General features: G+C 31.3%; 19 protein-coding genes. 10 read left to right on the forward strand and 9 right to left on the reverse strand.

Annotated elements, in window-relative coordinates; translation table 11 throughout:
* Window positions 1-13 precede the first annotated feature (13 nt).
* From DFQ07_RS13225 to DFQ07_RS13235, 3 genes are all read left to right on the forward strand, one after another.
* Entirely contained in the window at window positions 14-988 is a 975-nt protein-coding gene (locus tag DFQ07_RS13225) for a tetratricopeptide repeat protein (RefSeq protein WP_133537656.1), read from the forward strand.
* 148 nt (window positions 989-1,136) lie between these two features.
* Entirely contained in the window at window positions 1,137-2,489 is a 1,353-nt protein-coding gene (locus tag DFQ07_RS13230) for an ATP-binding protein (RefSeq protein WP_133537658.1), read from the forward strand.
* 12 nt (window positions 2,490-2,501) lie between these two features.
* The gene (locus tag DFQ07_RS13235; protein WP_133537660.1) at window positions 2,502-3,323 is read left to right on the forward strand and encodes a hypothetical protein; all 822 of its coding nucleotides are present in this window, start codon (window positions 2,502-2,504) and stop codon (window positions 3,321-3,323) included.
* A gap of 6 nt (window positions 3,324-3,329) precedes the next feature.
* On the opposite strand, the gene DFQ07_RS13240 is transcribed toward DFQ07_RS13235, so the two are convergent.
* Window positions 3,330-3,686, reverse strand: coding sequence for a hypothetical protein (locus DFQ07_RS13240; RefSeq protein WP_133537662.1), 357 nt, complete (start codon window positions 3,684-3,686; stop codon window positions 3,330-3,332).
* A 7-nt stretch (window positions 3,687-3,693) separates the two neighbouring features.
* Entirely contained in the window at window positions 3,694-8,067 is a 4,374-nt protein-coding gene (gene dnaE / locus DFQ07_RS13245) for a DNA polymerase III subunit alpha (protein ID WP_133537664.1), read from the reverse strand.
* 241 nt (window positions 8,068-8,308) lie between these two features.
* Between dnaE and DFQ07_RS13250 the strand changes: the two genes are divergently transcribed.
* The 3 genes from DFQ07_RS13250 to rimM all read left to right on the forward strand — a co-directional run bounded on the left by DFQ07_RS13250 (window position 8,309) and on the right by rimM (window position 9,721).
* On the forward strand, window positions 8,309-8,500 hold the full coding sequence (locus DFQ07_RS13250) for a cold-shock protein (RefSeq protein WP_028891302.1): 192 nt from the start codon (window positions 8,309-8,311) through the stop codon (window positions 8,498-8,500).
* 171 nt (window positions 8,501-8,671) lie between these two features.
* Window positions 8,672-9,175 (forward strand): 30S ribosomal protein S16, encoded by a 504-nt coding sequence (locus DFQ07_RS13255; protein WP_133537666.1) that lies wholly within the window; start codon window positions 8,672-8,674, stop codon window positions 9,173-9,175.
* An 18-nt stretch (window positions 9,176-9,193) separates the two neighbouring features.
* On the forward strand, window positions 9,194-9,721 hold the full coding sequence (gene rimM / locus DFQ07_RS13260) for a ribosome maturation factor RimM (RefSeq protein ID WP_133537908.1): 528 nt from the start codon (window positions 9,194-9,196) through the stop codon (window positions 9,719-9,721).
* Between the two features lie 437 nt (window positions 9,722-10,158).
* Here rimM and DFQ07_RS13265 read toward each other — a convergent pair whose 3' ends face one another.
* Window positions 10,159-10,662, reverse strand: coding sequence for a GNAT family N-acetyltransferase (locus DFQ07_RS13265; RefSeq protein ID WP_133537668.1), 504 nt, complete (start codon window positions 10,660-10,662; stop codon window positions 10,159-10,161).
* 51 nt (window positions 10,663-10,713) lie between these two features.
* Between DFQ07_RS13265 and DFQ07_RS13270 the strand changes: the two genes are divergently transcribed.
* Both DFQ07_RS13270 and DFQ07_RS13275 read left to right on the forward strand, forming a co-directional pair.
* Complete coding sequence (locus DFQ07_RS13270) at window positions 10,714-11,304, forward strand: PhnA domain-containing protein (RefSeq protein WP_133537670.1); 591 nt, start codon at window positions 10,714-10,716, stop codon at window positions 11,302-11,304.
* A gap of 23 nt (window positions 11,305-11,327) precedes the next feature.
* Window positions 11,328-11,681, forward strand: a complete 354-nt coding sequence (locus DFQ07_RS13275; RefSeq protein ID WP_133537672.1) for a hypothetical protein — start codon at window positions 11,328-11,330, stop codon at window positions 11,679-11,681.
* A 3-nt stretch (window positions 11,682-11,684) separates the two neighbouring features.
* Here the strand turns inward: DFQ07_RS13275 and DFQ07_RS13280 are convergent, their stop codons facing one another.
* Window positions 11,685-12,740, reverse strand: coding sequence for a nucleoid-associated protein (locus DFQ07_RS13280; RefSeq protein ID WP_133537674.1), 1,056 nt, complete (start codon window positions 12,738-12,740; stop codon window positions 11,685-11,687).
* Window positions 12,741-12,775: 35 nt separating this feature from the next.
* Window positions 12,776-13,375 carry a ribonuclease HII gene (locus DFQ07_RS13285; RefSeq protein WP_133537676.1) on the reverse strand — a complete coding sequence of 200 codons (600 nt, stop codon included), beginning with the start codon at window positions 13,373-13,375 and terminating at the stop codon, window positions 12,776-12,778.
* Between the two features lie 70 nt (window positions 13,376-13,445).
* Here DFQ07_RS13285 and DFQ07_RS13290 point away from each other — a divergent pair, with 70 nt between their 5' ends.
* Window positions 13,446-15,407 carry a putative porin gene (locus tag DFQ07_RS13290; protein WP_133537678.1) on the forward strand — a complete coding sequence of 654 codons (1,962 nt, stop codon included), beginning with the start codon at window positions 13,446-13,448 and terminating at the stop codon, window positions 15,405-15,407.
* 370 nt (window positions 15,408-15,777) lie between these two features.
* Here the strand turns inward: DFQ07_RS13290 and nhaC are convergent, their stop codons facing one another.
* Both nhaC and DFQ07_RS13300 read right to left on the reverse strand, forming a co-directional pair.
* Window positions 15,778-17,244, reverse strand: coding sequence for a Na+/H+ antiporter NhaC (nhaC, locus tag DFQ07_RS13295; protein ID WP_133537680.1), 1,467 nt, complete (start codon window positions 17,242-17,244; stop codon window positions 15,778-15,780).
* Window positions 17,245-17,443: 199 nt separating this feature from the next.
* Window positions 17,444-18,643 (reverse strand): aminotransferase class I/II-fold pyridoxal phosphate-dependent enzyme, encoded by a 1,200-nt coding sequence (locus DFQ07_RS13300; RefSeq protein WP_133537682.1) that lies wholly within the window; start codon window positions 18,641-18,643, stop codon window positions 17,444-17,446.
* Between the two features lie 163 nt (window positions 18,644-18,806).
* On the opposite strand from DFQ07_RS13300, the gene DFQ07_RS13305 reads away from it, so the two are divergent.
* A complete protein-coding gene (locus DFQ07_RS13305) occupies window positions 18,807-19,265 on the forward strand; it encodes an Lrp/AsnC family transcriptional regulator (RefSeq protein WP_133537684.1) in 459 nt (152 codons plus the stop codon).
* A 17-nt stretch (window positions 19,266-19,282) separates the two neighbouring features.
* On the opposite strand, the gene DFQ07_RS13310 is transcribed toward DFQ07_RS13305, so the two are convergent.
* On the reverse strand, window positions 19,283-21,235 hold the full coding sequence (locus DFQ07_RS13310; protein WP_133537686.1) for a DUF3857 domain-containing protein: 1,953 nt from the start codon (window positions 21,233-21,235) through the stop codon (window positions 19,283-19,285).
* On the reverse strand, window positions 21,235-23,244 hold the full coding sequence (locus DFQ07_RS13315; RefSeq protein ID WP_133537688.1) for a DUF3857 domain-containing protein: 2,010 nt from the start codon (window positions 23,242-23,244) through the stop codon (window positions 21,235-21,237). Before DFQ07_RS13315 ends, DFQ07_RS13310 begins: the two co-directional genes overlap by 1 nt.

Consider the following 23,244-nt stretch of genomic DNA (forward strand, 5'->3'; position numbering starts at 1 on the left):
AATTAAGTTAATCATGGCAGAAAATGTAGAACAGTTAAATAATGAAGGGGTAAAGCTATTCCTTAAAGGAAATATAAAAGAAGCAAAAAGCAAGTATAATAAGGCTTTGAAAATTAATCCATTGTACGCAGCCACTCTAAATAATTTAGGAATGGTATCACTCCAAGAGAAGAACTTTATAAAGGCTACTAATTACTTTAAAAATGCTTTAAAAATAAAAGAGAGTGCGACTTATTTTTTAAACTTAGGTCATGCTTATGCCAATTTAAACTCTTTTAAATTGGCTGAAGGTCAATATATAAAAGCAATAGATAAAGCTCCTGATTCATTAATGGGGTATAAGAGTTTAGCTTCATTATATCAGGTTCAAAAACAATACGATGAGTCTGTAAAAGTTTGGGAATATATTATAGCAAATCTAAGCCATGATGTTAGTTTCAAATTACATTTAGCGAAAGACTATATTCAGTTAAAAGAATATCAATCTGCTCTGTCTGTTTTATACGAAGCTTCAAAACAAGAAAAGCAACAAGAATTAACATGGTATTATATTTCTTTAATTCATTTCAATTCAAAAAACTTTGGTTTAGCTGAAACGGCTGTCAAAAATGCATTACATATAAAACCTAAAGAATTGTCATTTAAAAGTTTGTTAGCAGCGATACACTTAGGTTTGTCTGATGTTGAAAATGCTATAAAACAGTGGGATGAGATTTTAGCCATAGAACCTTTTAATGACAAAATAAGAATCGATAAAGGAGTAACTTTATTATCTCAAGGCTTTATAAAAGAGTCTTTGAATGAGTTGAACATAGTCTTGAGAAATGACTCTAAAAATGAAAAAGCAAATTACTATAAAGCTATTGCATTTTTGGAAGCTAATAAACTAAATGATGCTATTAGTATTTTAAATAGTATAGTAAATACAGGTGGTGCATTTAAAGAGGGCGCAGAAAAGGTGTTGAATAAAGTTAACAAAAAGAGCTAGTGCTAGTTACGGGAATTAAAGTTTTAAGGAAGTTTCTTAAAATTGTAATCATAATTAAAGTTTAAGAAGCAAATAACGAGAACAGATATAATATTTATTAAAGGACAATTTCCACCAAAATATAGTTTCAAACTGAATATAGAAAGTTATGGAAGCATTGATAAACAATATAGAAACAAAAGCAGATTTACAACAAGCAGTTTCTTTTTTAAAAGAAATAATTTATGCTAGATTGTCTTCAGAATTTCATGGTAATGATTTTTTTAAGCTAGATATGAGTTTTGAAAAAAATGATTCTTATATAGCTTCTTTCATTCGAGATAATGAACTAAAGTATTCTGATAAAATATTATTACTCTTAAGCATAATACCTCATGTTTTACCTAATTTCTACAGTACTATTATTTCTGATTTTTTGCCCAATGGAGGCGAACTACCTGAGTTTGGAGGGGTAAAAGGGAAAAACCATAGAGGTATTATTCCTACGGTAGAGACAGCTTTGTATATATTAGCTGGTAATGATATTGAAGAGCGTAAGCAGATATCAAACTTTATATTGTGCGAGAGCAAACTAATTAGAAAAGCTGTAATTGAGATAGAAAAAGTTCCTTATGGAGAACCACAAATGAGTGGAAAATTAATTCTTTCAGAGGAGTATATGTACTATTTTTTAACAGGAAAAAAACTAAAACCACAATTAAGTCAAGACTTTCCAGCTAGCTTAATTACTACTGATTTAGAATGGGAAGATTTAGTGTTACAAGAAAAAACATTAAATGATGTTAAAGAGATTGAAAGTTGGCTAGCATACAAAGAAATATTGATGAACGATTGGGGGATGTCTTCAAAAATAAAACCAGGATATCGTGTGTTGTTTTGTGGGGCGCCAGGAACAGGAAAAACATTAACGGCAGGGTTACTAGGGAAACATACAGGAAAAGATGTGTATAGAGTAGATTTATCAATGGTAGTGTCAAAATATATTGGAGAAACAGAGAAAAATTTATCCAAACTATTCGACAAGTCTATTAATAAAGATTGGATATTATTCTTTGATGAAGCAGATTCAATTTTTGGAAAACGAACCAATGTGAGAGATGCTCACGATAAGTATGCAAATCAAGAAGTATCATATCTGTTACAACGAATAGAGACACACCCAGGGCTTATAATTCTAGCTTCCAACTTTAAGAACAATATAGATACTGCATTTACTCGTCGCTTTAATAATATTATTGAGTTCGAAGCACCAAACTATGATGAAAGACTTATGTTGTGGAAAAATAACTTACCTAAAAATATAGAGTTAGAAAAGGAAATTACGATAGAAGAATTAGCGAAAAAGTTCAATATAACTGGAGCTAACATTGTAAATGCAGTTCAATATGCATGTTTAAAAACAATAGCGAATAAAGAAAATAAAATACAGAGACAATATATTTTAGAAGGAGTAAAAAGAGAGTATACAAAAGAAGGAAAAACTACAAACATTACAATTTAAAAAGAGGATGTTATGAAAACAATAAATCAAATAAACGGAATTCCCTTGCATTATGCACGATTAACTAATCATCCTTATGGAACAAGAGGAGAACAACGTAATTTTTTAATTGAAGAAAGTTTTTTGGGTGTATTAGAAAATGCTCTTCAAGAGATTTTTAATAACTGTCCATTAGGAATTCCTGAAGTAATTACAACAGCAGGAATTTTTGTAGACAAACCAGGGCAGCACGGACATGGAAAAGCATTTGATATTGATGCTATTTTTTGGAATAATGAAACGTTGGTGACTGCTAATTTTGTACATCAAAAAGAACTGTATTTAGGAATAGAATCTTTTTTAAGAAAGTATTTTGGCATAGTATTAAACTATTATTATCCCAATCATAAAGACCATTGGCATGTAGATATCAGTGTTCCTGTTGATTATAATGAAACATCAAAATCTGAAACTTTGTATTTACAATTAGTATTGAAATATATTTATAAGGAAGAGGTTTTGGTGGATGGTATTTGGGGACGTCAAACAGCAGGAGTGGTAAAAGAAGTTTTTGAAAAATTAGGAATTGATACACCTATTACAACGAAAGCAAATTATGTAAAGTTTTTAGATATCACTGGTAAAATAGCATTTAAACTGTTTGAAGAAAATACTTCTCCAAAGCATTTATTAAGTAATTTAACGGAGGTTGTAGAAGGTTTACCACAACAAAATAGAATAGTTGTTAGAGAAGCATTGAATAGTTTTTTAGATCACGGAGAAACAATAACTTGGTTAACTAATTTTGAAGAAACTCATAATTTAGATGCTATGATAGAAGAAGTAATAGCGTAAGATTAATTACTTAGAAAACTTATTTCTAAACCATACTTTCTTCCAAACTCTTTTTAAAATTAAAAAAGTAACACTTTCTGCATATACATCAATATTAGCAGATTCGACATTTTGAGTATCTTTTTCAGATACATCAATACGATACAAAAGATTAGTATAAGAACTAAAATCGTTAAGTATTAGTTCTTTAATTGATGTTTGAAGCGTTTCTTTTAATTGTAAAGGACTGTTGCTTTCAGAAAAGATTAAATCAACTCCTACTAGACTCAAATCTTTGTTAAGTTGGGTTATGAGTTGTTTGTACAGCTTGTTACTAGCTATATTGGTTAGTAAATCGATACTGTTTTGATAACTAGGTAACATTTTAAAATTAATTCAATTTATAATTGATAAACTGTTCATCTAAGGCTTTTAAAAACTCACTAGATACTTTAATCTTAGTTGTTCTACTCGGTAAGCTTAATTCAATTTTTTCTTCAGCATCCCAAATCGTAAAATATAAACTTTGCGAACCTTTATTAGTAGCAAACAAATGTTGTAACTCTTTAATAGTATTCTCTTTCACTTCTTGTAAAGGAATTTTAATAGTGAGTTTTTTACACATTTTATCCATAATATCGTGTAACAATAAAAACTCATTAAAACCAATTCTAGGTTCACCTTTAATACCTTCATTGTTTGTCCATCCAGGTTTGATGGTAGTTTTAATAAATAAGAATGAATTAGGAACTAAAAAGTGTTTAAATTTTAGATAATCTTCTCCAAAAATTCTGAATTCATAATTATCATTATAATCTTCCATAATAAATGAAGCCCATCCTTTCCCTGCTTTTGATACACGATGTTGTACATCAGTAACAATACCTGCAAAAGACAATCCTAAACCTTCATATTGCGCTATATTCTTATAATGCGCCAAGGTAGCGTTGCAAAACTTTAGTTCATTTTTAAAGTCGTCTAAAGGGTGTGCAGAAATATACATCCCAACTACCTCTTTTTCGCGGGCTAATAATTCCATAGTTCCCCAAGTTTCACATTCAGGAACGTGTGGTTCTGGTAAATCAACTTCTGAGGCTTCACCAAACAGAGAAACTTGAGAGGAATTTTGATTTTCTTGATATTTATTTCCAAAACGGATGGCTTTCTCTAAAAAAGTTTGTCCTTTTTCGTCTTTTACATAATATTGAGCACGATGTGTACTGGTAAATGAATCAAATCCTCCAGCTAATACCAATCCTTCAAAAGCTTTTTTGTTTGCTACACGTAAATCAACACGTTTAGCAACATCAAAAATAGAAGAGTAATGTCCGTTTTCTTTGCGTTCATCAATGATAGCTTTTACAGCAGAGCCACCTACACCTTTTATTGCCGCCATACCAAAACGAACAGCTCCGTCTTTGTTTACAGAAAACTTAGCATACGATTCGTTTACATCAGGACCTAATACTTCTAAGCCCATTCGTTTACATTCTTCCATAAAGAACGAAACTTGCTTAATATCGTTCATGTTGTTTGAAAGTACCGCAGCCATATATTCGGCAGGATAATGGGCTTTTAAATAGGCGGTTTGATAGGCAATCCAAGCATAACAAGTCGAATGCGATTTGTTAAAAGCATAGGATGCAAACGCCTCCCAGTCTTTCCAAATCTTTTCTAAGGCTTTTTCATCATGTCCATTTGCTTTGGCTTGGTTTACAAACTTAGGTTTCATTTTTGCCAGTACTGCAGCTTGTTTTTTACCCATGGCTTTACGAAGTACATCGGCTTCACCCTTCGTAAAATCAGCTAACTTTTGTGAAAGTAGCATTACTTGCTCCTGATATACCGTAATTCCGTAAGTTTCCGCTAAATATTCTTCCATGGCAGGAAGGTCATATTGAATTTCTTCGTCACCATGTTTTCTTCTAATAAAGGATGGGATGTATTCTAAAGGACCCGGACGGTATAAGGCATTCATTGCAATTAAGTCGGCAAAAACCGTAGGCTTTAACTCACGCATGTATTTTTGCATCCCAGGAGATTCGTATTGGAATATCCCAACTGTTTCTCCACGTTGGAACAAAGCATATGTTTCTTCGTCATCAATAGGAAAGCTTTCCGGATCGAGTTCTACTCCGTGGCGTGCTTTTACAATTTTTACGGTATCTTTAATTAAGGTTAATGTTTTTAACCCTAAGAAATCCATTTTTAATAATCCCGCACTTTCTACTACCGAGTTATCAAACTGGGTAACATACATGTCAGAATCTTTTGCTACCGATACAGGTACGAATTTGGTAATATCATCAGGAGTAATAATTACCCCACAGGCATGAATTCCCGTATTACGAACTGAACCTTCTAAAATTCGAGCTTTGTTAATGGTTTCAGCTTCGAGGCCGTTACCATTGGCAATGGCTTTTAGCTCGTTTACCATTTCTATTTCTTCTGAACGAAGCTTTTCTTTCAATCCTTTCTCATCTAAAGAAAAGATTTTCTTCAACTTCATTCCAGGAATTAATTTGGCAATTCTATCGGCTTCAAATAGCGGTAAGTCTAATACACGAGCAGTATCTCGAATAGAAGATTTAGCAGCCATAGTACCATAGGTAATAATTTGTGCTACTTGATTAGCTCCGTATTTTTGAATTACATAATCCATTACACGGCTACGACCTTCATCATCAAAATCGATATCAATATCGGGCATCGATACACGTTCAGGATTTAAGAAACGCTCAAAAAGTAGATCGTATTTAATAGGGTCAATATTAGTAATCCATAAACAGTAGGCAACTACCGAACCGGCAGCAGAACCACGTCCTGGTCCTACCGATACGTCCATATTACGGGCTTCTCGAATAAAATCTTCAACAATTAAGAAGTATCCTGGGTACCCTGTTTTAGCAATAACATCGAGTTCAAAATCTAAACGTTCACAGATGCTTTCTGTAAGCTCACCATAACGTTTTTTAGCTCCTTCATAGGTTAAGTGACGTAAAAAATTGTTCTCACCACGTTTTCCTCCATCTTCTAAATCTTTAGCATCTCTAAATTCTTCTGGAATATCAAAGGCTGGTAATAGTACATCACGAGCTAAACCAAAAGGTTCTATTTTATCTACAATTTCTTGAATATTGATGATGGCTTCAGGTAAATCAGCAAAGAGTTTTTTCATCTCTTCGGTAGATTTAAAGTAGTATTCATCATTAGGTAAACCGTAACGGTACCCTCTTCCTCTACCTTTAGGAGTTGCTTGTTTCTCACCGTCTTTTACACATAATAAAATATCATGTGCATTGGCATCTTCTTTGTCTAAATAAAAGGTATTGTTGGTTGCAACAACTTTTACATTGTGTTTTTTTGAAAACTCTAAAAGAGTTTCATTCACTACTCTTTCATCTTCTTGTCCGTGACGCATCAATTCGATATACAAATCGTCTCCGAATTGTTCTTTCCACCAAAGTAATGCTTCTTCAGCTTGAGCTTCACCTACATTTAATATTTTACTAGGAACTTCTCCATATAAATTCCCAGTTAAAACAATAACATCTTCTTTGTATTGCTCAATAACTTTTTTGTCAATTCTTGGAACATAGTAAAAGCCATCAACAAAGGCAATAGAAGACATTTTTGCCAAATTGTGATATCCGTTTTTGTTTTTTGCTAATAAAACAACTTGATATCCATTGTCTTTTTGACTTTTATTGGTATGGTCTTCACAAATATTAAACTCACAACCTACAATAGGTTTTAAAATGCTCTCAGTGGGTTTTTCTCCTTTTTCTAAAGCTTCGTTATTGGCTGCTTCAGCAGCTTTGTTGTGTCCTATAACTGCTTGTACAAAGTGAAATGCAGCCATCATGTTACCCGAATCGGTCATTGCTACTGCCGACATGTTGTCTTTTGCTGCAGCATTTACAATGTTTCCAATTTGGATGGTAGATTGTAAAACAGAATATTGTGTATGGTTATGTAAATGTGCAAACTGAACGCCTTCTAACTCAGCTAATCCTTCAGCAGTAGAAATAGTATTGGCTTCTTCTGTTTCTGAGGATTTTCTTTTTCGGATTTTCTCACTTTCCTTTTTAAGGTTTAAGTGTGTCAATCCAATAACTTGAATAGGGTTTGGGTTTGCTTCAGTATAGCGTTGAAAATAATCGGATGGAACATCTAATTGCTCCTCTGTATATTGACGCAAACGAATTAATTCTAAAAAGCATCGAGTGGTAGCTTCTACATCGGCAGTTGCATTGTGCGCTTCTCCAAAACCTGTTCCGAATAAATAATTGTGTAATTCAGTAAGTGTAGGCAATTTGAATTTTCCTCCACGACCTCCAGGAATTTGACACATTTCAGCTGTATGTTCGGTACAGGTATCTAGAACTGGTAATTCTGTTAAATTGTTTTTAACCCCTAAACGATGGAATTCGCATCCCATGATGTTAACGTCGAATCCTACGTTTTGACCAACAATAAATTTTGTTTTTTGAAGAGCATCGTTAAATAACTCTAGTCCTTCACTTAAAGAAATACCTTGTTCAATGGCTAAATCGGTAGAAATTCCGTGAATACGTTCTGCGTCATACGGAATGTTAAAACCGTCTGGTTGAATTAGAAAATCATTATGTTCAATAAGATTACCTAACTCATCGTGTAATTGCCATGCAATTTGTATAGCTCTAGGCCAGTTATCGGTATCGGTTATTGGAGCGTTCCAGCTTTTAGGTAATCCAGTAGTTTCGGTATCGAAAATTAAATACATGGGCAAAAATTACTTATTGAAGTGTTTTGGGTAAAAACAAAGTGTAAAAATACGAAGAATTTACATTGTTATTATGAGAAGTTATTAACGAGCGTTTTTGGTTAAGGTAAAGGCTTGAATAGCTGATTGTAATCAAAGAAAAGATGTTAAGTGTAGGTTAAATTTAAAATAAATTTTAAAAAAAGTAATTGATAATCAATTAATAAGATTACATTTGTACTTTAATATAATATTTTTTACAATGAAAGAAGGAACAGTAAAGTTCTTCAATGAATCTAAAGGTTTTGGATTTATTACAGAGTCAGGATCAAACACAGAACATTTTGTACACGTATCAGGTTTAATCGATGAGATTAGAGAAGGTGATACTGTTGAGTTTGAACTTAAAGAAGGAAAAAAAGGATTAAACGCAGTTAGCGTTAGAGTATTATAATATATCTCACAATTTATTTTTCTTAAGAGCCTGTTTAACAGGCTCTTTTTTATTGTAATAAAGTTGCTTTTTTGCTTTTAAATGAAAAAGATTTTATAAATTTGCGCCCACTTATCACGAGATGGTAAGATTTATTAATAACCAAGGTCGCGAACCTTAAAAATTAAAATTATGCCTGTAAAAATTAGATTACAAAGACACGGTAAAAAAGGAAAACCATTTTACTGGGTAGTAGCTGCTGATTCAAGAGCTAAAAGAGATGGACGTTTCTTAGAAAAAATCGGAACGTATAACCCTAACACAAATCCTGCAACTATCGATTTAGATGTTGATGGAGCTGTAAAATGGTTACAAAACGGTGCTCAACCAACAGATACTGCTAGAGCTATCTTATCTTACAAAGGAGCTTTATTAAAGAATCACTTAGCTGGTGGAGTAAAAAAAGGTGCTTTAACTGAAGAGCAAGCTGAAGCTAAATTCAATGCTTGGTTAGAAGATAAAACAGCTAAAGTTGCTGGTAAAGCTGATGGTTTAGCAAAAGCTGAAGCTGATGCAAAAGCAAAAGCTTTAGAAGCTGAAAAAGCTGTAAATGAAGCACGTATTGCTGCTGCTGTTCCTGCTACTGATAGCGAGGATGCTGCTGTTGCAGAAACAGGTGCTGATAGCGAAGAATAAAAAACGTGTAGCACGATGATGCAAAAAGAGAATTGCTTTTATCTTGGCAAAATCGTTAAAAAACATAGTTTTAAGGGTGAAGTAATTATTAAGTTAGATACTGATGAACCCAATCTTTACGAAAATTTGGAATCAGTTTTTGTCGATTTAGGCAATAATCTGGTTCCTTTTTTTATTGAAAAATCTTCTTTAAGTAAAGGAACTATGTTTAGAGTAAAGTTTGAAGATGTAGATAGTGAAGCCGATGCAGAAGCGATTATACGAGCAGGAGTTTATTTACCTTTAGACTTACTTCCTAAGCTTTCTGGAAATAAGTTTTACTATCATGAAGTTATAGGGTTTACTGTTGTTGATGCTAGTTTTGGTACAGTAGGAACAATTATGAGTATTAATGATTCATCAGCACAACCTTTATTTGAAATTGATAGAGAAGGGAAAGAAATTTTTATTCCTATGATTGATGACTTTATAAAAAAAGTAGATAGAGAAAATCAAACAATAGTGGTAGATACTCCAGAAGGATTAATTGAATTGTATTTAGATTAAACGAAAAGAATCATTTTACCTTTCGAATTAAGATAAAAAGTAAAAATCCAGAAGATAATTTCTTCTGGATTTTTTTTAAACCACTTTTTTTAGAACTTTTAATTTATTCGTTGTTTTGTTTATTTCATTATTTATCAAATCTTTAGATCTTATAATGTCAGTAACTTGAAAGCTTCTACCATTAAAATTCTTTTTGATAATAACTCTTTCTAACCAGTACATTTCTCCTTTAAATAGAAGAGGTAAAAATAAAAACTTACTAGTTTTAGTTTTTGAGTTCCTTTTTTTTTGAGAGGGGTTTAGTCTGATCTTCATCCTATTGTTTGGTTTAGTAAATGCTATTCAAGTTTTACGGTAAAGCTTAAATTATCATGATTGTATTAGAAAATAAAAAGGGGAAAGTCGCGCCAAAGGTATATTTTTTATCTTAATAGAAGTTAAAAAATATATTCAAAAACACAGTCTTCAGTATTTTCAAAAACTTGTTGCATTCCTATGTAGTTAAAACCTAGTTTTTTGAGTAGTTTTTGAGATTTTTCATTTTCAGGCATGGTTAAAGCTAATACTTTTTCTTGTTTAAATTTAGAGCGAACATATTCTATAATCAATTTTGTAGCTTCTGTGGCATACCCATTTCCTCTTCCTATTGGTAAAAAAGCATACCCTATATCGATAAAAGCTAGTTTGTCTCTTTGTAAAGCTGTAGAGGCGCCAATGGGTCTGTTGGTTTCTTTTGAGATTACCGTAAAAAAACCTAGACCTCCTAATTGTAAATTCTTAAACAGTGTTTCCTTTAAGTAAACTTCTGTTTCTTCAATAGACTTTAAATTTTTATCTCCTATGAATTGAATCCAATCTGGATCATTGAATAGTTCAAAATAAAAAGGAGCGTCACTCATTAGAGCATCTCGTATAATTAATCGTTCGCTTTCTAATTTCATAGCTTAAATATAAATTAAAAATGTAATTTTGCGTAGCAAAAAAATAATAAAATGAGTTTATTACAAGAATTACAAGATAGGAGCGGAAATCAATGCGAACTATGTGCAGCAAAAGATAATTTATCAATTTATGAGGTGCCACCAATTTCTACGGGTGGAGTAGATGGTAGTTTGTTAGCTTGTAGCACTTGTATTGAGCAAATTGAAAACCCTGAAGCTACTGACGCAAATCACTGGCGTTGTTTAAATGATAGTATGTGGAGCGAGTTTAGAGCAGTAAAAGTGGTCGCTTGGAGAATGTTGCATCGTGTTAAAAAAGCGGGTTGGTCACAAGATTTACTGGATATGATGTATTTAGAAGATGAAGAATTACGTTTTGCAGAGACTACAGGTGAACATTTAGATGAAAGTGAAAAAATAATTCATCGTGATGTGAATGGAGCTATTTTAGAAGCAGGAGATAATGTAGTATTGATTAAAGATTTAAAAGTGAAAGGTTCTAGTATGGTTGCTAAACAAGGAACAGCGGTACGTAGAATTTCATTAGATCCTGAAAATGCTAAATACATAGAGGGTAAAGTAGACGGAACACAAATAGTGATTATTACCGATTACGTTAAAAAAATGGCTGAAAAGGAATAGATTCTTTTTAATCTGTTAAAGAAATGTCTGTTAAATACCATAAAGAAAAGCATTTACAAGCTACAAAATATAAAATAGAAAACGTTATCAGGCAGCAAGACTTTTTATTGAAGCATAGATGGAAAGTAATTGCTGCTGGTATTGTTTTTAGCTTTTGGGCTCCTGCCTATACACCAGGACATTACTCTTTAAAAAGGACGTCTATACTTGAAAAAACTGATTACACCTATTTAAAATTAGTAATGCTTTGCGCATCTGTTTATATGGTTTTTTGCCTTCTTTATCATTTCTCAAGTAGATACCAAGATAAAAAGAAGTTAAATGAATTAAAAAAGCTAGAAAAAAGATTAGAAAAAGAAATTTCAGAGTTAGATTAATTTTTATTTCTCAGTGTTATAATACACTTTATAAAATTTCATCTTTTTCTCTTCATCGTATCCTTGCTCTAAATATTCAGCAGAAGCATCTGGAGCGTCTATATCAATTTTAATTTGAATGTTAGTGTCAAGTTTAATCTCTGTTTTAAACTTGCTTTTTTCTTTCTTTAAAACAACATCAGATACCTCAAAGTTATTTCGTATTAATACGTCGTTTAGTTTTTCAAAGTGTTGTTTATAGTCTTCAAAAAGATCTTTATGTTTGTCTTCTTCGAAGATTTCGTCTTTAAAACCATGGTAGTCTACGCTTTCATGTTCTTTAAAATAATCAACTGTGTTAGCTAAGAAGTTATTTTGTTCTTGTTTTCCGAATTCAGGTTTTATAACTTCTTCAGAAAACTCTTTACACATTTCTAAGTAATTTTGAGTATGTAAGTTACGGTCATCAGCATACTTTACACTTAAAAAGTTTTTAATCCAGTATTGTGCATCGTACTGGTTATTATCTACCGATAAAACTACGGTACCTTCTGCGTCAGAAGAGTTTAAAATTAAACAACCTTTATCGAGTCTTTTGGTCGAAATCCCTTTTTGAACAACCACATCAAAACTGTCATCATCTAAATAAGTTTGAAAAAAATCAACTTTACTTTCAATTTTAAAAACACCAACAGCTTCTGTTAAAACATCTTTATACTCGATGCCTTCAAAATAAGCAACAATTACATCACCCGTTTTAATATTGGCAGAGTTTGATTGTTCGTATAGATGATTAACAATGTTTTTAGAATGTTCAATAAAAACCTCTTTGCTGTCATCTTCGAAAATATCAGAAGTGTATTTGTTAATTTCATTTAAACGAACATCTGCATGATGACTAAAACGGTAGCTCTGTGTAACTGAACCGAAAGGTTTTAGTAAGAAAGGAAGTAACAATTCGTAACTCTCTTCATCAAAACGCACTAAACTTTCAGAAAAAGCATTTTGTCCGCTATTGTATTTGTTAGCTACTTTGTGAATAATACACTTACTAATTTCGGTACGAGTTCTTTTAATCATCTTCTTATAAAAATTGGAAGACAAAAATAGAAAAATTAAAGTTCCAATTTTAATTGTTCAGGTAACAATTTAAATGATTTTCGATGGTAAGGTGTCGCTCCAAATTGACGGATGGCTTCACGATGTTCTTTAGTAGGATATCCTTTGTTTTTTTTCCAGTTATACTGAGGGAATTCTTGATGAATTTTCTCCATATATTCATCTCTGTAGGTCTTTGCCAATACTGAAGCTGCTGCAATACTCATAAATTTAGCATCTCCTTTTACAATGGTTTGATGTGAGATTTCTAGATACGGTTTGAATTTATTTCCGTCAACTATGATGAATTCAGGTGTAATAGTTAATTGTTCAATAGAGCGGTGCATTCCTGTAATAGAGGCTTGTAAAACATTCAATTCATCCACTTCTCCTTGATGGATAAAGGATACGCCAAAAGCTAAGGCATGTTCTTCAATATACGGACGAAGTTCTTGCCTTTTTTTCTCAGAAAGTTGCTTGGAGTCGTTTAGTAATTCATGTTTAAAATTATCAGGTAAAATAACGGCGGCGGCAACTACAGGCCCTGATAAACAACCTCTACCAGCTTCATCAGTGCCAGCTTCTAATTTATGTCCACTATAGTTTAATTGCAACATGCTACAAATTAACAGTTTTCAAAGAAATTAAACCTAAAATTAATCGTTAAATTATTTTACTTTTGTCGTTATGAAGAAAAATCTTTTAGTGTTTTTTTGTTTGGTAAGTACTCAGATAATGTTAGCTCAAATAAGATCTATTGATAGTAATTTTGGTAGAACTAATGGAGGACTTAATCAAAATTTAGATTCGTTGCCTGAAAATGAGATTAATGTAAAACTTAGTGGAAAAACAAAGTACACAGATTATAAAATAATATCACATAAAAACGATACTACAATTGTAGATACAACCCTCACAATTCAAAAAGAATACAAGTTTAACTTTTTACGAAAAGATAATTTTGAATTGTTAGCTTTTCATAACCAAGGGCAAACATTTAATAATTTAGCATACGATTTTACGAATATTTCACAGTTTCCAGACATCGGTTTCAAAGCTAAATTGTTTAATTATTTTGATATTGAAGATGTAAACTATTATCAGGTACCTACACCTACGACTGAAATTATGTATCGTACAGGGTTGGAACAAGGACAGGTTGTTGATGCGCTTTTTACTACAAATTTTTCTAAACGATTTAATTTAGCAATTGCCTATAAAGGACTTCGTTCTTTAGGGGCTTATAGAAGGTCGTTAGCAAGTACTGGTAATTTTAGAGTGAGTTTTAAGTATGAAACTCCGAAAGGACAATATGCTATTAGAGGTCATGCAGTAAATCAAGATTTTTTTAATCAAGAAAATGGAGGGTTAACAGCTACTTCTTTGGAAGCTTTTGTAAACGATGACCCTAATTTTAGTGGGAATAGAGGTAGAATGGATATTAACCTTAATGATGCAGAAAATACTTTTGATGCTAAACGGTTGTATTTTGAACATACTTTTAAGTTACTTTCATCAAAAGATAGTTTACAAGAGAGAGAGTTTTCTAACTTGAAGTTGGGTCATTCATTTATTAGAGATTCTAAATTTTACCGTTTTAACCAAGGGACGGCTACTACTGACATTTTTGGTGATGCAAATTCATCGGGAAGTATCAATAATAAAACAAGTTATTTGTTGTACAATAACCAATTATTTATAGATTTTAACTCGAAGTATGTTTTAGGTAGGTTTCGTGTAAAGTCTGATTTATCAACATATTCGTATGGTTATGAGAATTTGCAAAATAATACGGTAGGAATTACTAAAAACAAACTAAAAGGAGATGCAGTTTCGTTTGGTGCTGATTGGAATGGTAGAATTGGTAATTTTTACGTGAATGCTTCAGGAAGTATAACCCCTGGTATTGGAAGATTGTCAGGGAATAGGTTGTTTGGGGAAGCTTTTTATAAGAAAGATAGTGTATTAACCATTAAAGGTAGAGTAGGTATTAGTAATAAATCACCTAACTTTAACTTCTTACTACACCAAAGTACCTATAATGATTATAATTGGGAAAATAACTTTGCTCAGATAGGAACACATACTTTAGGAGGAGTTATAGAATCAAAGTGGGGAAATATATCTGTTGATATTACTAATATCAATAACTATACTTATTTTAATGAAAATAGTAAACCAGTACAATTTTCAGGAGATGTAAATTATTTAAAAGCGAAGGTGTCTAAAGAGTTTATCTTAGGGAAATTTGCTTTAGATAATACTTTAATGTATCAAAAAGTAGCAAGCGGCAATAGTGTTTTTAGAGTACCAGAATTTGTAACCCGTAATACTTTGTATTATACGGATGAATGGTTTAAAGGGAAACCATTATTAGTGCAAATTGGAGCTACATTTAAATATTTTTCAAAGTATAATGCAAATGCGTATAATCCGTTATTAGCAGAGTTTACTTTGCAAAATGATACTGAAATAGGCTACCCAACGGTTGATTTATTTTTCAATGCAAGAGTACGAAGAACACGAATTTATTTTAAAGCAGATAACATAAGTTCTTTTGCACTTGATAAAAATTATTTTTCGGCACCAAACTATCCGTATAGAGATTTCGTTATCCGTTTTGGAGTAGTGTGGAATTGGTTTATATAATACAATAAAGAAGTACAAGGTTCATTTTTACAGTATGTTTTTGCATGTTCAAGTAATTAGAATCTATATCTTGATTAAAAAAAGTGGGAGCAACAAATAAAAATTCTAAAATACTTGTTCTAAGGTTAGCTTTGGTCAAAATATAAAATCCGGCTAGCGCGTCATTGATTTGATACTTGTATATACACCATTCTTCAAACATTTGAGGCGTTACAGTTAAATCTTCTCTCCATTTTTCTATCTGTTCTTCTGAATATTCCCAACAGAATTCGGTGTTTAAAGCAGTTTTGTTAGTAGTTCAGTATCTCCTTATATTCAGCCTTTATAATCATAAAAAATAAGCCTCACTTTTTAGGGTGAGGCTTGAATATTATTTTGTAGCTAATTGCCTTATTTTAATTTTAAATGCAGCAAAAAGTAATGTCATAATCGGACTTAAGTAATTAAATACAGCATAGATGAAATATTCTCCAACTCCAACCCCTAAAACTCCAGATTGGTAAGCTCCACAAGTATTCCAAGGAATTAAAACTGAAGTAACGGTACCAGAATCTTCCAAGGTTCTACTTAAGTTTTCAGGAGCCAATCCTTTATCTTCATATGCTTTTTTGAACATTTTACCAGGGATCACAATAGCCAAATATTGATCAGATGCTACAACGTTTAATCCTAAACAACTAATAACAGTACTTGCAAATAACCCAAAAGTAGAAGAAGCAACAGATAATAAAGCTTTGGTAAGTTTAGCTAAGGCACCAATAGCGTCCATAACTCCACCGAAAACCATTGCACAGACAATTAAAAAGATAGTCCATAACATACCATTCATTCCACCAGAACTGAATAGTTCTGTTAATTTTTCATTATCTGTTTGTACTTGAGTGTCAGTTAAAATTGCATTTATAATTGATTGAAACTTTGATTCAGCTAAACCTGCTAATACATCAATTTGAAAGATAAAAGCAAAAATACCAGCCAAGACAACTCCAGTTCCTAAAGCAACTAAAGGTTTGGTTTTTAGTAAAATCATAATAATTACTACAGCAGGAACTATAAATAACCAAGGTGAAATGTGAAAAGTATTTTTAATTGAAGCTAATAAATTGCTAACATCTGCACTACCAGTAGTGTCAATAGTGGTACTTAAGATAGTGAATACTAAAAGGGTTATTATAAAGGTAGGAACTGTAGTGTATCCCATATATTTAATATGAGTGAATAAATCTGTACCCGCCATAGCTGGAGCTAAATTGGTAGTGTCTGAAAGAGGCGACATCTTATCGCCAAAATAAGCACCTGAGATAACAGCTCCTGCTATCATACCTGATGGGATACCTAAAGCACTCCCAATTCCAACCAAAGCAATACCAACCGTAGCAGAAGTTGTCCAAGAACTACCTGTAGCTATTGATATAATAGCAGCAATAATTACCGAAGCAGGTAAAAATATTCCAGGGCTTAGTACTTGTAGACCATAATAAACCATTGCAGGAATAATTCCGCTTACTAGCCATGTTCCCGCTAAAGCTCCTACTAAAAATAAAATCATGATAGGTACAAAAACACTTTTCCAGTTTTCCCATATTTCGGCAGCCATTTTTTGTAAAGAAACTTTATTAAAAAAACCTACAGATGCTGCAATTACTCCGCCCATCAATAAAATATATTGATTTGAATAGTCACCTAACCATGTGCCATCTGCATAAAAAATATTGTAAGCCAATAATCCCATCAAAATGATTACAGGAATTAAAGCTTCCCAAAGGTTTAATTCTGTATTTTCAATTATTTTTTGGTCTTCTATTTCAATTTCAGATAAATTTTTGTCGTCTCGCATGTATGGTATTTTTTCGGCTTGTAATGTTACGATTTTGTATAGAATTACACAAATCGAATTAGTTTATCCTTTTTTTTAGAAAAAATTGAAAAGAAATGGCTGATAAACTATAATGCCACCCCAAACAGAGCGAAAAAATAGTTGAGTTTTTTTACTTTGTTTAAGATGGCAAGATTTAAACTTAAAGAAGGTTTTTATCTTATAGTACACCAACTTCTTTCATGCATTCTTTCATCATTTGATATGTACGTTCTATATCATTGTCTAATCCGATAGAAAAACGAATTAATCCGTCAGTTAATCCCATTTCTTTTTGTTCCTCCAAAGGTATTTCTGAAGAAGTTGAAGTGCCTGGAGCAGAGAACAAGGTTTTATAAAAGCCTAGACTTACAGCTAAGTAACCCAAATTTTTATTTTGCATTAATTCCATCAAAGTATTTGCTTTCTCTAAAGAACCAGCATCAATGGTGAGCATACCTCCAAAACCATATTCTTCATTCATCATCGATTTAAACACTTCGTGAGAAGGATGTGATGGTAACCCTGGATATACCGTTTTTAATCCGTCAGCTTCAAATTTTTCAGCTAAATAGCTCGCGTTTTTACTGTGCTGTTTTACTCGTATATGTAAGGTTCTCATGTTTTTCAGGATTGATGAGGCACGTAAAGAGTCCATAGAAGCTCCTAATAACATACTTGCTCCGTCAATTACACTTTTTTGCGAATTGATAAAATCTTTTGTTCCACAAATTACACCTCCCATAGTATCAGAAGAACCGTTGATGAATTTTGTTAAACTGTGAATAACAACATCAGCTCCCAATTGAGCTGGAGAAATTGATAGTGGGGAAAAGGTGTTATCAACCACTAACTGTAAATTGTGTTTTTTAGCTAATACTGAAAGCGCTTTAATATCTGCAACCTCTAATAATGGATTACTTACGGTTTCGCAGTAAATCATTTTAGTGTTTTTATTAATAGCAGCTTCTACTATATCTAATTTTGTTATATCTACAAATGAAGTTTCAATTCCCATTCTCGGTGTAAAGTTTTTAAGAAAGGCGTAAGTTCCTCCATAAATAGTCCTACTAGAAATAATATGATCTCCAGATCCACAAATTTGCAGAATAGTAGGGGTAATAGCCCCCATTCCTGTTGCAGCAACGTTAGCAGTTTCTGTACCTTCCATAGCAGCTAATGCTTCGGCGAGATATAAATTTGAAGGAGAGGAGTGACGAGAGTATAAGTAACACCCGTCAGTGTTTCCTTCAAAAGTATCAAACATGGTTTTTGCTGATAAAAAAGTATAGGTAGAAGAATCTGAAATAGATGGATTTACTCCGCCAAATTCTCCAAAATATTGTAGATCTTGTATGTTGTTTGCTGGTTTGAATTTCATATTGATTAGAATTAGTTATTAAAAGACTACTAAAATCAGTTTTAATTGGTTAAAAATCAACACAAGTCTTGTTTTGTAGATTTTTATACTAAATTTGTAATTTTGGTTAGTTTTTATTACTAATAATTTGTAGAACAGATAAAATAAGTAGATTTTTTTTCAGATGAAGCTAGATAAGATAGATAAGAAATTGTTAGAATTACTACAAGTTGATAGTAAACAAACTACTAAACAGTTATCGTTACAGTTAGGATTGTCGGTTACAGCAGTTTATGAACGGGTAAAAAAATTAGAAAAAGAAAAGGTTATTAAGCAATATGTTGCTTTGGTAAATAAGAATAAAATTGAAAAATCTTTTTTAGTTTTTTGTCATATTCGATTAGAAAAGCATACCAAAGAATATATTGCAGTTTTTGAAAGGGAGATTAATAAGTTAGAAGAGGTAACCGAATGCTTTCATGTAAGTGGAGATTATGATTATATTTTAAAAATTTATGTAAAAGATATGGATGAGTATCGTGAGTTTATGGTAAACAAACTTACAGTTTTAAAACATATTGGAAGTACGCACAGTATTTTTACGATTGGAGAAGTCAAGAATTCGATAGCAATAGCACTATAAAAATAAAAGCGAGTAATTTAATTACTCGCTTTTTCAATTTCTATAAAAGCGTCTTGTGATTTAATTATTTGATTGTAAAACTCTTTTAAATAATGGTATTCTTCACTGCTATAAACTCTTTTATTGAGAGTTATTTTTGAATAGATATTAATTGTATTATTTAAGTTTTTAAAATTTAAGATAAATCTACCTCCTTTATTGGGTAGCGAAAGAGCTGTGTTTTGAGGTAAGCTTTTTATAGTATATCCCTCAGGTAATTTTAAAGATAGTGTGTAGGTGTTGCTTCTAGGATAGCCATAATCAACAGGATACTCTCTCTTATTAAGTTTAAAAGGGTTTTTAGTTACTTTTTCTATTAAAAAAGGATTAATTCTAAGTTTATTACTTGATCCAATTTCATCAAATGTTATAGAATATATTTGATGAAGAGTGTTGTCTTTTTTATCTAAGTTTTGATGGTTAAAACTTTCTACCTCAATATTGGGGTGTTTTGATTCAAAATTTTCAAGATGATTATCAATATTATTGATGCTTAAATTTTCCCTAGCATTCACAGCGAAAAAACCATCACTGGAAATAGTGAGATTTCCATTTAAGTTATTATTATCATCTAAAGATAACTGAGCATTAATTCTTCGGAAGGTTTTTCTGTTCAATTTAATTGTTTCCCAATAACTACCTTTTTTAAAATCCATAACTCTACCGTCTCCATTTATAGCTATGTGTTGAATTAAACCAAAAGGGAGTTGTTTTTTTGTGGCGTCTAGGAAGTAAGTTTTATTATTTATTATAGCTTTTACTAGTAAATAATTAAAGTCGTCAATAACAGGGTGTAATCTTGTTGGTACAGCTTTGTTTCTTGTGGAAGTTAATACAAGGTAACTTTTAATATTGACCGCTTGTAGCGAGTTGTAGAGGGATAGATTTATGTCAAAAATATTTCCAGTTTTATTCTCAAAAGCTTCTTTAATTCTTACTTTTTTTGAGGGCCAATATTTATCATTCCAAGTAAAATAATTTTGAATAAAATCATATGTTTTTTTAGCTCTTTCTAAATCATCGACTATTAAAAAAAGAGAAGGCGGTAATTGATTTTTAAAGAACCCTTTTTTAGAGGTTTGATTATCTAAAAAATCACGTTTTAAACTTCTATCAGCATCTTTCCATGTTTTGGTATATTTATCAATACCTCCTCTCGGATTTTGATAGGATTCTAAATCAAAAGAAAGTTTAGATATGAAATTGTCTTTACTTAGCATATAATCTTCCTCTTTAAAAGCAGGAATATTATCTATTCCATAATCTAAAATTAGACAAGCACCATGTCCAAGCCCGGGGACGTGTACACATCTTTTTTTAATAGAAGCATTATTTCTATTCAATTTGAGAAATCCAATAACTCTTATGTTGTATTTCCAATTACCAAGAATAGCAGCTGTAAAATCACTTTTAATTTTGGGAATATCCGATTGAAAATACCAATCATCAATTTTAGAATATGGAGAAGTTACAGAATATGTATATTCAATAACACTACCTACTTTAATATTAGGTAAAGTAAATGTAATTTCCTTCCATTTACCATATAGGTCTTTTGTGTAAACCTGATTGTCTAATAAATGTTTTTTTAGTATAGTGTTGCTTTTAGATATGTTATAGCTAATTCCTTTGATAGAGTGTACTTTTTCATCTCCATAAAAAGGGATTTGTATGGTGGCTTTATTAGTACCTTCTTTTTTTAAGATTTTTACTTTAAAGTAATAATCAGTAGTTTTTTTATAGTCTTTGTTTTCATCTATATAATAGTTTGCATGTTCATAAAGAACAACCGCATTTGCGGTTGTGTCTTTATCATATTGACTCATGTTTAATTCTTTAATATCAACGTTTCCAATTTTTGTTGATTTCTTTTTTTGAGAGAAGCTGTTAATAAAGAAAAGGCAAGTTAAAATTAAGAGTACGTCTTTCATTATTTTTTTACTAATACAATTTTCTCAGTTTGTTTTTTTACTAACTGTTCATAAAAATCTTTAATTGTTGTGTAGTAGTGTGGAGCAATTATACTTGAATTAAACTTAGTAAGAGATGATAGCTTAATTTTGTTACCTTGAACTAATATTTTGTGTTTGAAAACACCAATGTTTTCTGGTAAACCAATTGCTAATTCTTTAGGATATGATTCTACAGAGTATCCATCAGGAATAGTAATTGATACAGAAAACTTATCTTGCCAAGGCGTAACATAATCTATAGGGAAATTTCTTTCTTTTGATTTAAAAGGTGTTTCACTAGTGGCTAAGAATAATAATGGAGAGAAATATAATTTGTTATTAATTTCTTCAATAATATCATCACTAGAAAACTTAATGTTTTGTATTAAAGGTTTAGCTATATCATTTTTATTAGAAATATTAAATTCATTTATTTCAATGTTATACTCTTCTTCAAGTGACAATTTTATATTTTCATCCTTTTTAACGTTATTTTTTTTACGGAAAAGCATAGCTGAATGACCAGATAAGGTTTTTCGAAACATTCCTTCAACATGTCCAGTATCATCTAATTTTATGTATAATAGATTGCTTTCTTCGGCATATTCAGAAGGTTTTAAACTTACATCAATAGATTTGCCATCTTTATAAATTTCTCTACCATACCAGTTTAAAGTTCTTAAAGGAAGAGTGTTAGGAGTTGAGTATTTTTCAGTTGCATCTAATAAAGCATATCTTCCATCAGAAAAATTAACTTTTGTTATAACATAGTTAAAACCGTTTAATGTTGGAAACATTGGAATTCCGTTATTTTTTGTACTAACAAGAACTGGGTTTGCATTTAAATTAGCACTTCTTAACATAGAGGTTAGTATTAGGTTTATTTCTGCAGAATTACCTACCCCTTCTTTATAAGCTTTTTTAACTCCTTTGTTAGTGTATTTTTCGTAATTACCGTCCCATTTTACTTTTGTTTTTACAAATTGAAAAATAAGTGCAATCTTTTCGTAATCATTTTTTACTGAACTTAAAAGGTTTGTTAAATCATCTTCATAATAACTATTTTTTTCTAATTCATTACCAAAATTAGTCGACTTGTAAATAGTTTTACTAACGTCTTTCCAAGAGCTAGTATAATTTTTATACATAGAGTTAGGGAATCTGGTTCCAGAAAGCTCAAATTCTAAACCAGCTCTATAATTATTAATATTACCACAATAAGGTTCGGTATCCTTTAAAGCGGGGATATTTTTATCATTAATTTCAATTAAATTCTCGAACAATTTTACACTTTCACTATAGCTAGTTGTTGTAGCACAACCAAAACAATCTTTCACTCTGTATGAATAATCTATGGTTCTATTTACTTTTGATTTTTGTAGGTTGATTGGGTAATGTCCTTTTTGATAATTTTTGAAAACAAAATATTCAGGGATTTTTACTGTTGTTTTTATTTTATTAACAGGTATGTTTTCTTGTACAATAACTTCATCTATATAATGGTAATAAGGAGAATTTTTTTGATATGTTAAGTCTATAATAACTCCCTCTTTAATACCTGGCATTGTGATTTTTTCAAGACTCCAGTAATCTGTTTTCTCTTCTTGAAAGACATCTTTTTTAGAAAGTTTTAATTTATTAATCTTACCATTCTCATCTATAGAAAACGTATATGCCTTTAAATTGGTTATTTTTTCATCTTTACCACCTCTGTTAAATAATTTTACAGCCTTATTTGCGTAGTTAAAACCTCTTTTGTTATAAATTTTCACTCTCTCATGTACCTTGGTAACTAAACGCCAACCCTCACTACTAGTGTACTCATAATATACTTCTCTATTTTTATACAAATAAGCAGCGCTAGCTGAGGAATCTATTGGGTGAAATTTTTCTTCTAATTCTTCTTTTGATACTTTTCCAAATTTTATTTCTTGGGCACTTAAGTTAATCGTAACGATTAATGTGAAAATAAATAGTACTTTTTTCAT

Origin of the sequence: Tenacibaculum caenipelagi (assembly GCF_004363005.1) — a bacterium.
In the GTDB taxonomy this organism is placed as follows: domain Bacteria; phylum Bacteroidota; class Bacteroidia; order Flavobacteriales; family Flavobacteriaceae; genus Polaribacter; species Polaribacter caenipelagi.

Excerpts from the sequence above, each read along its gene's own strand:
- DFQ07_RS13225 (WP_133537656.1), top strand. The coding sequence starts at position 14 with ATGGCAGAAAATGTAGAACAGTTAAATAATGAAGGGGTAAAGCTATTC.
- DFQ07_RS13230 (WP_133537658.1), top strand. The coding sequence starts at position 1,137 with ATGGAAGCATTGATAAACAATATAGAAACAAAAGCAGATTTACAACAA.
- DFQ07_RS13235 (WP_133537660.1), top strand. The coding sequence starts at position 2,502 with ATGAAAACAATAAATCAAATAAACGGAATTCCCTTGCATTATGCACGA.
- DFQ07_RS13240 (WP_133537662.1), bottom strand. The coding sequence starts at position 3,686 with ATGTTACCTAGTTATCAAAACAGTATCGATTTACTAACCAATATAGCT.
- dnaE (WP_133537664.1), bottom strand. The coding sequence starts at position 8,067 with ATGTATTTAATTTTCGATACCGAAACTACTGGATTACCTAAAAGCTGG.
- DFQ07_RS13250 (WP_028891302.1), top strand. The coding sequence starts at position 8,309 with ATGAAAGAAGGAACAGTAAAGTTCTTCAATGAATCTAAAGGTTTTGGA.
- DFQ07_RS13255 (WP_133537666.1), top strand. The coding sequence starts at position 8,672 with ATGCCTGTAAAAATTAGATTACAAAGACACGGTAAAAAAGGAAAACCA.
- rimM (WP_133537908.1), top strand. The coding sequence starts at position 9,194 with ATGCAAAAAGAGAATTGCTTTTATCTTGGCAAAATCGTTAAAAAACAT.
- DFQ07_RS13265 (WP_133537668.1), bottom strand. The coding sequence starts at position 10,662 with ATGAAATTAGAAAGCGAACGATTAATTATACGAGATGCTCTAATGAGT.
- DFQ07_RS13270 (WP_133537670.1), top strand. The coding sequence starts at position 10,714 with ATGAGTTTATTACAAGAATTACAAGATAGGAGCGGAAATCAATGCGAA.
- DFQ07_RS13275 (WP_133537672.1), top strand. The coding sequence starts at position 11,328 with ATGTCTGTTAAATACCATAAAGAAAAGCATTTACAAGCTACAAAATAT.
- DFQ07_RS13280 (WP_133537674.1), bottom strand. The coding sequence starts at position 12,740 with ATGATTAAAAGAACTCGTACCGAAATTAGTAAGTGTATTATTCACAAA.
- DFQ07_RS13285 (WP_133537676.1), bottom strand. The coding sequence starts at position 13,375 with ATGTTGCAATTAAACTATAGTGGACATAAATTAGAAGCTGGCACTGAT.
- DFQ07_RS13290 (WP_133537678.1), top strand. The coding sequence starts at position 13,446 with ATGAAGAAAAATCTTTTAGTGTTTTTTTGTTTGGTAAGTACTCAGATA.
- nhaC (WP_133537680.1), bottom strand. The coding sequence starts at position 17,244 with ATGCGAGACGACAAAAATTTATCTGAAATTGAAATAGAAGACCAAAAA.
- DFQ07_RS13300 (WP_133537682.1), bottom strand. The coding sequence starts at position 18,643 with ATGAAATTCAAACCAGCAAACAACATACAAGATCTACAATATTTTGGA.
- DFQ07_RS13305 (WP_133537684.1), top strand. The coding sequence starts at position 18,807 with ATGAAGCTAGATAAGATAGATAAGAAATTGTTAGAATTACTACAAGTT.
- DFQ07_RS13310 (WP_133537686.1), bottom strand. The coding sequence starts at position 21,235 with ATGAAAGACGTACTCTTAATTTTAACTTGCCTTTTCTTTATTAACAGC.
- DFQ07_RS13315 (WP_133537688.1), bottom strand. The coding sequence starts at position 23,244 with ATGAAAAAAGTACTATTTATTTTCACATTAATCGTTACGATTAACTTA.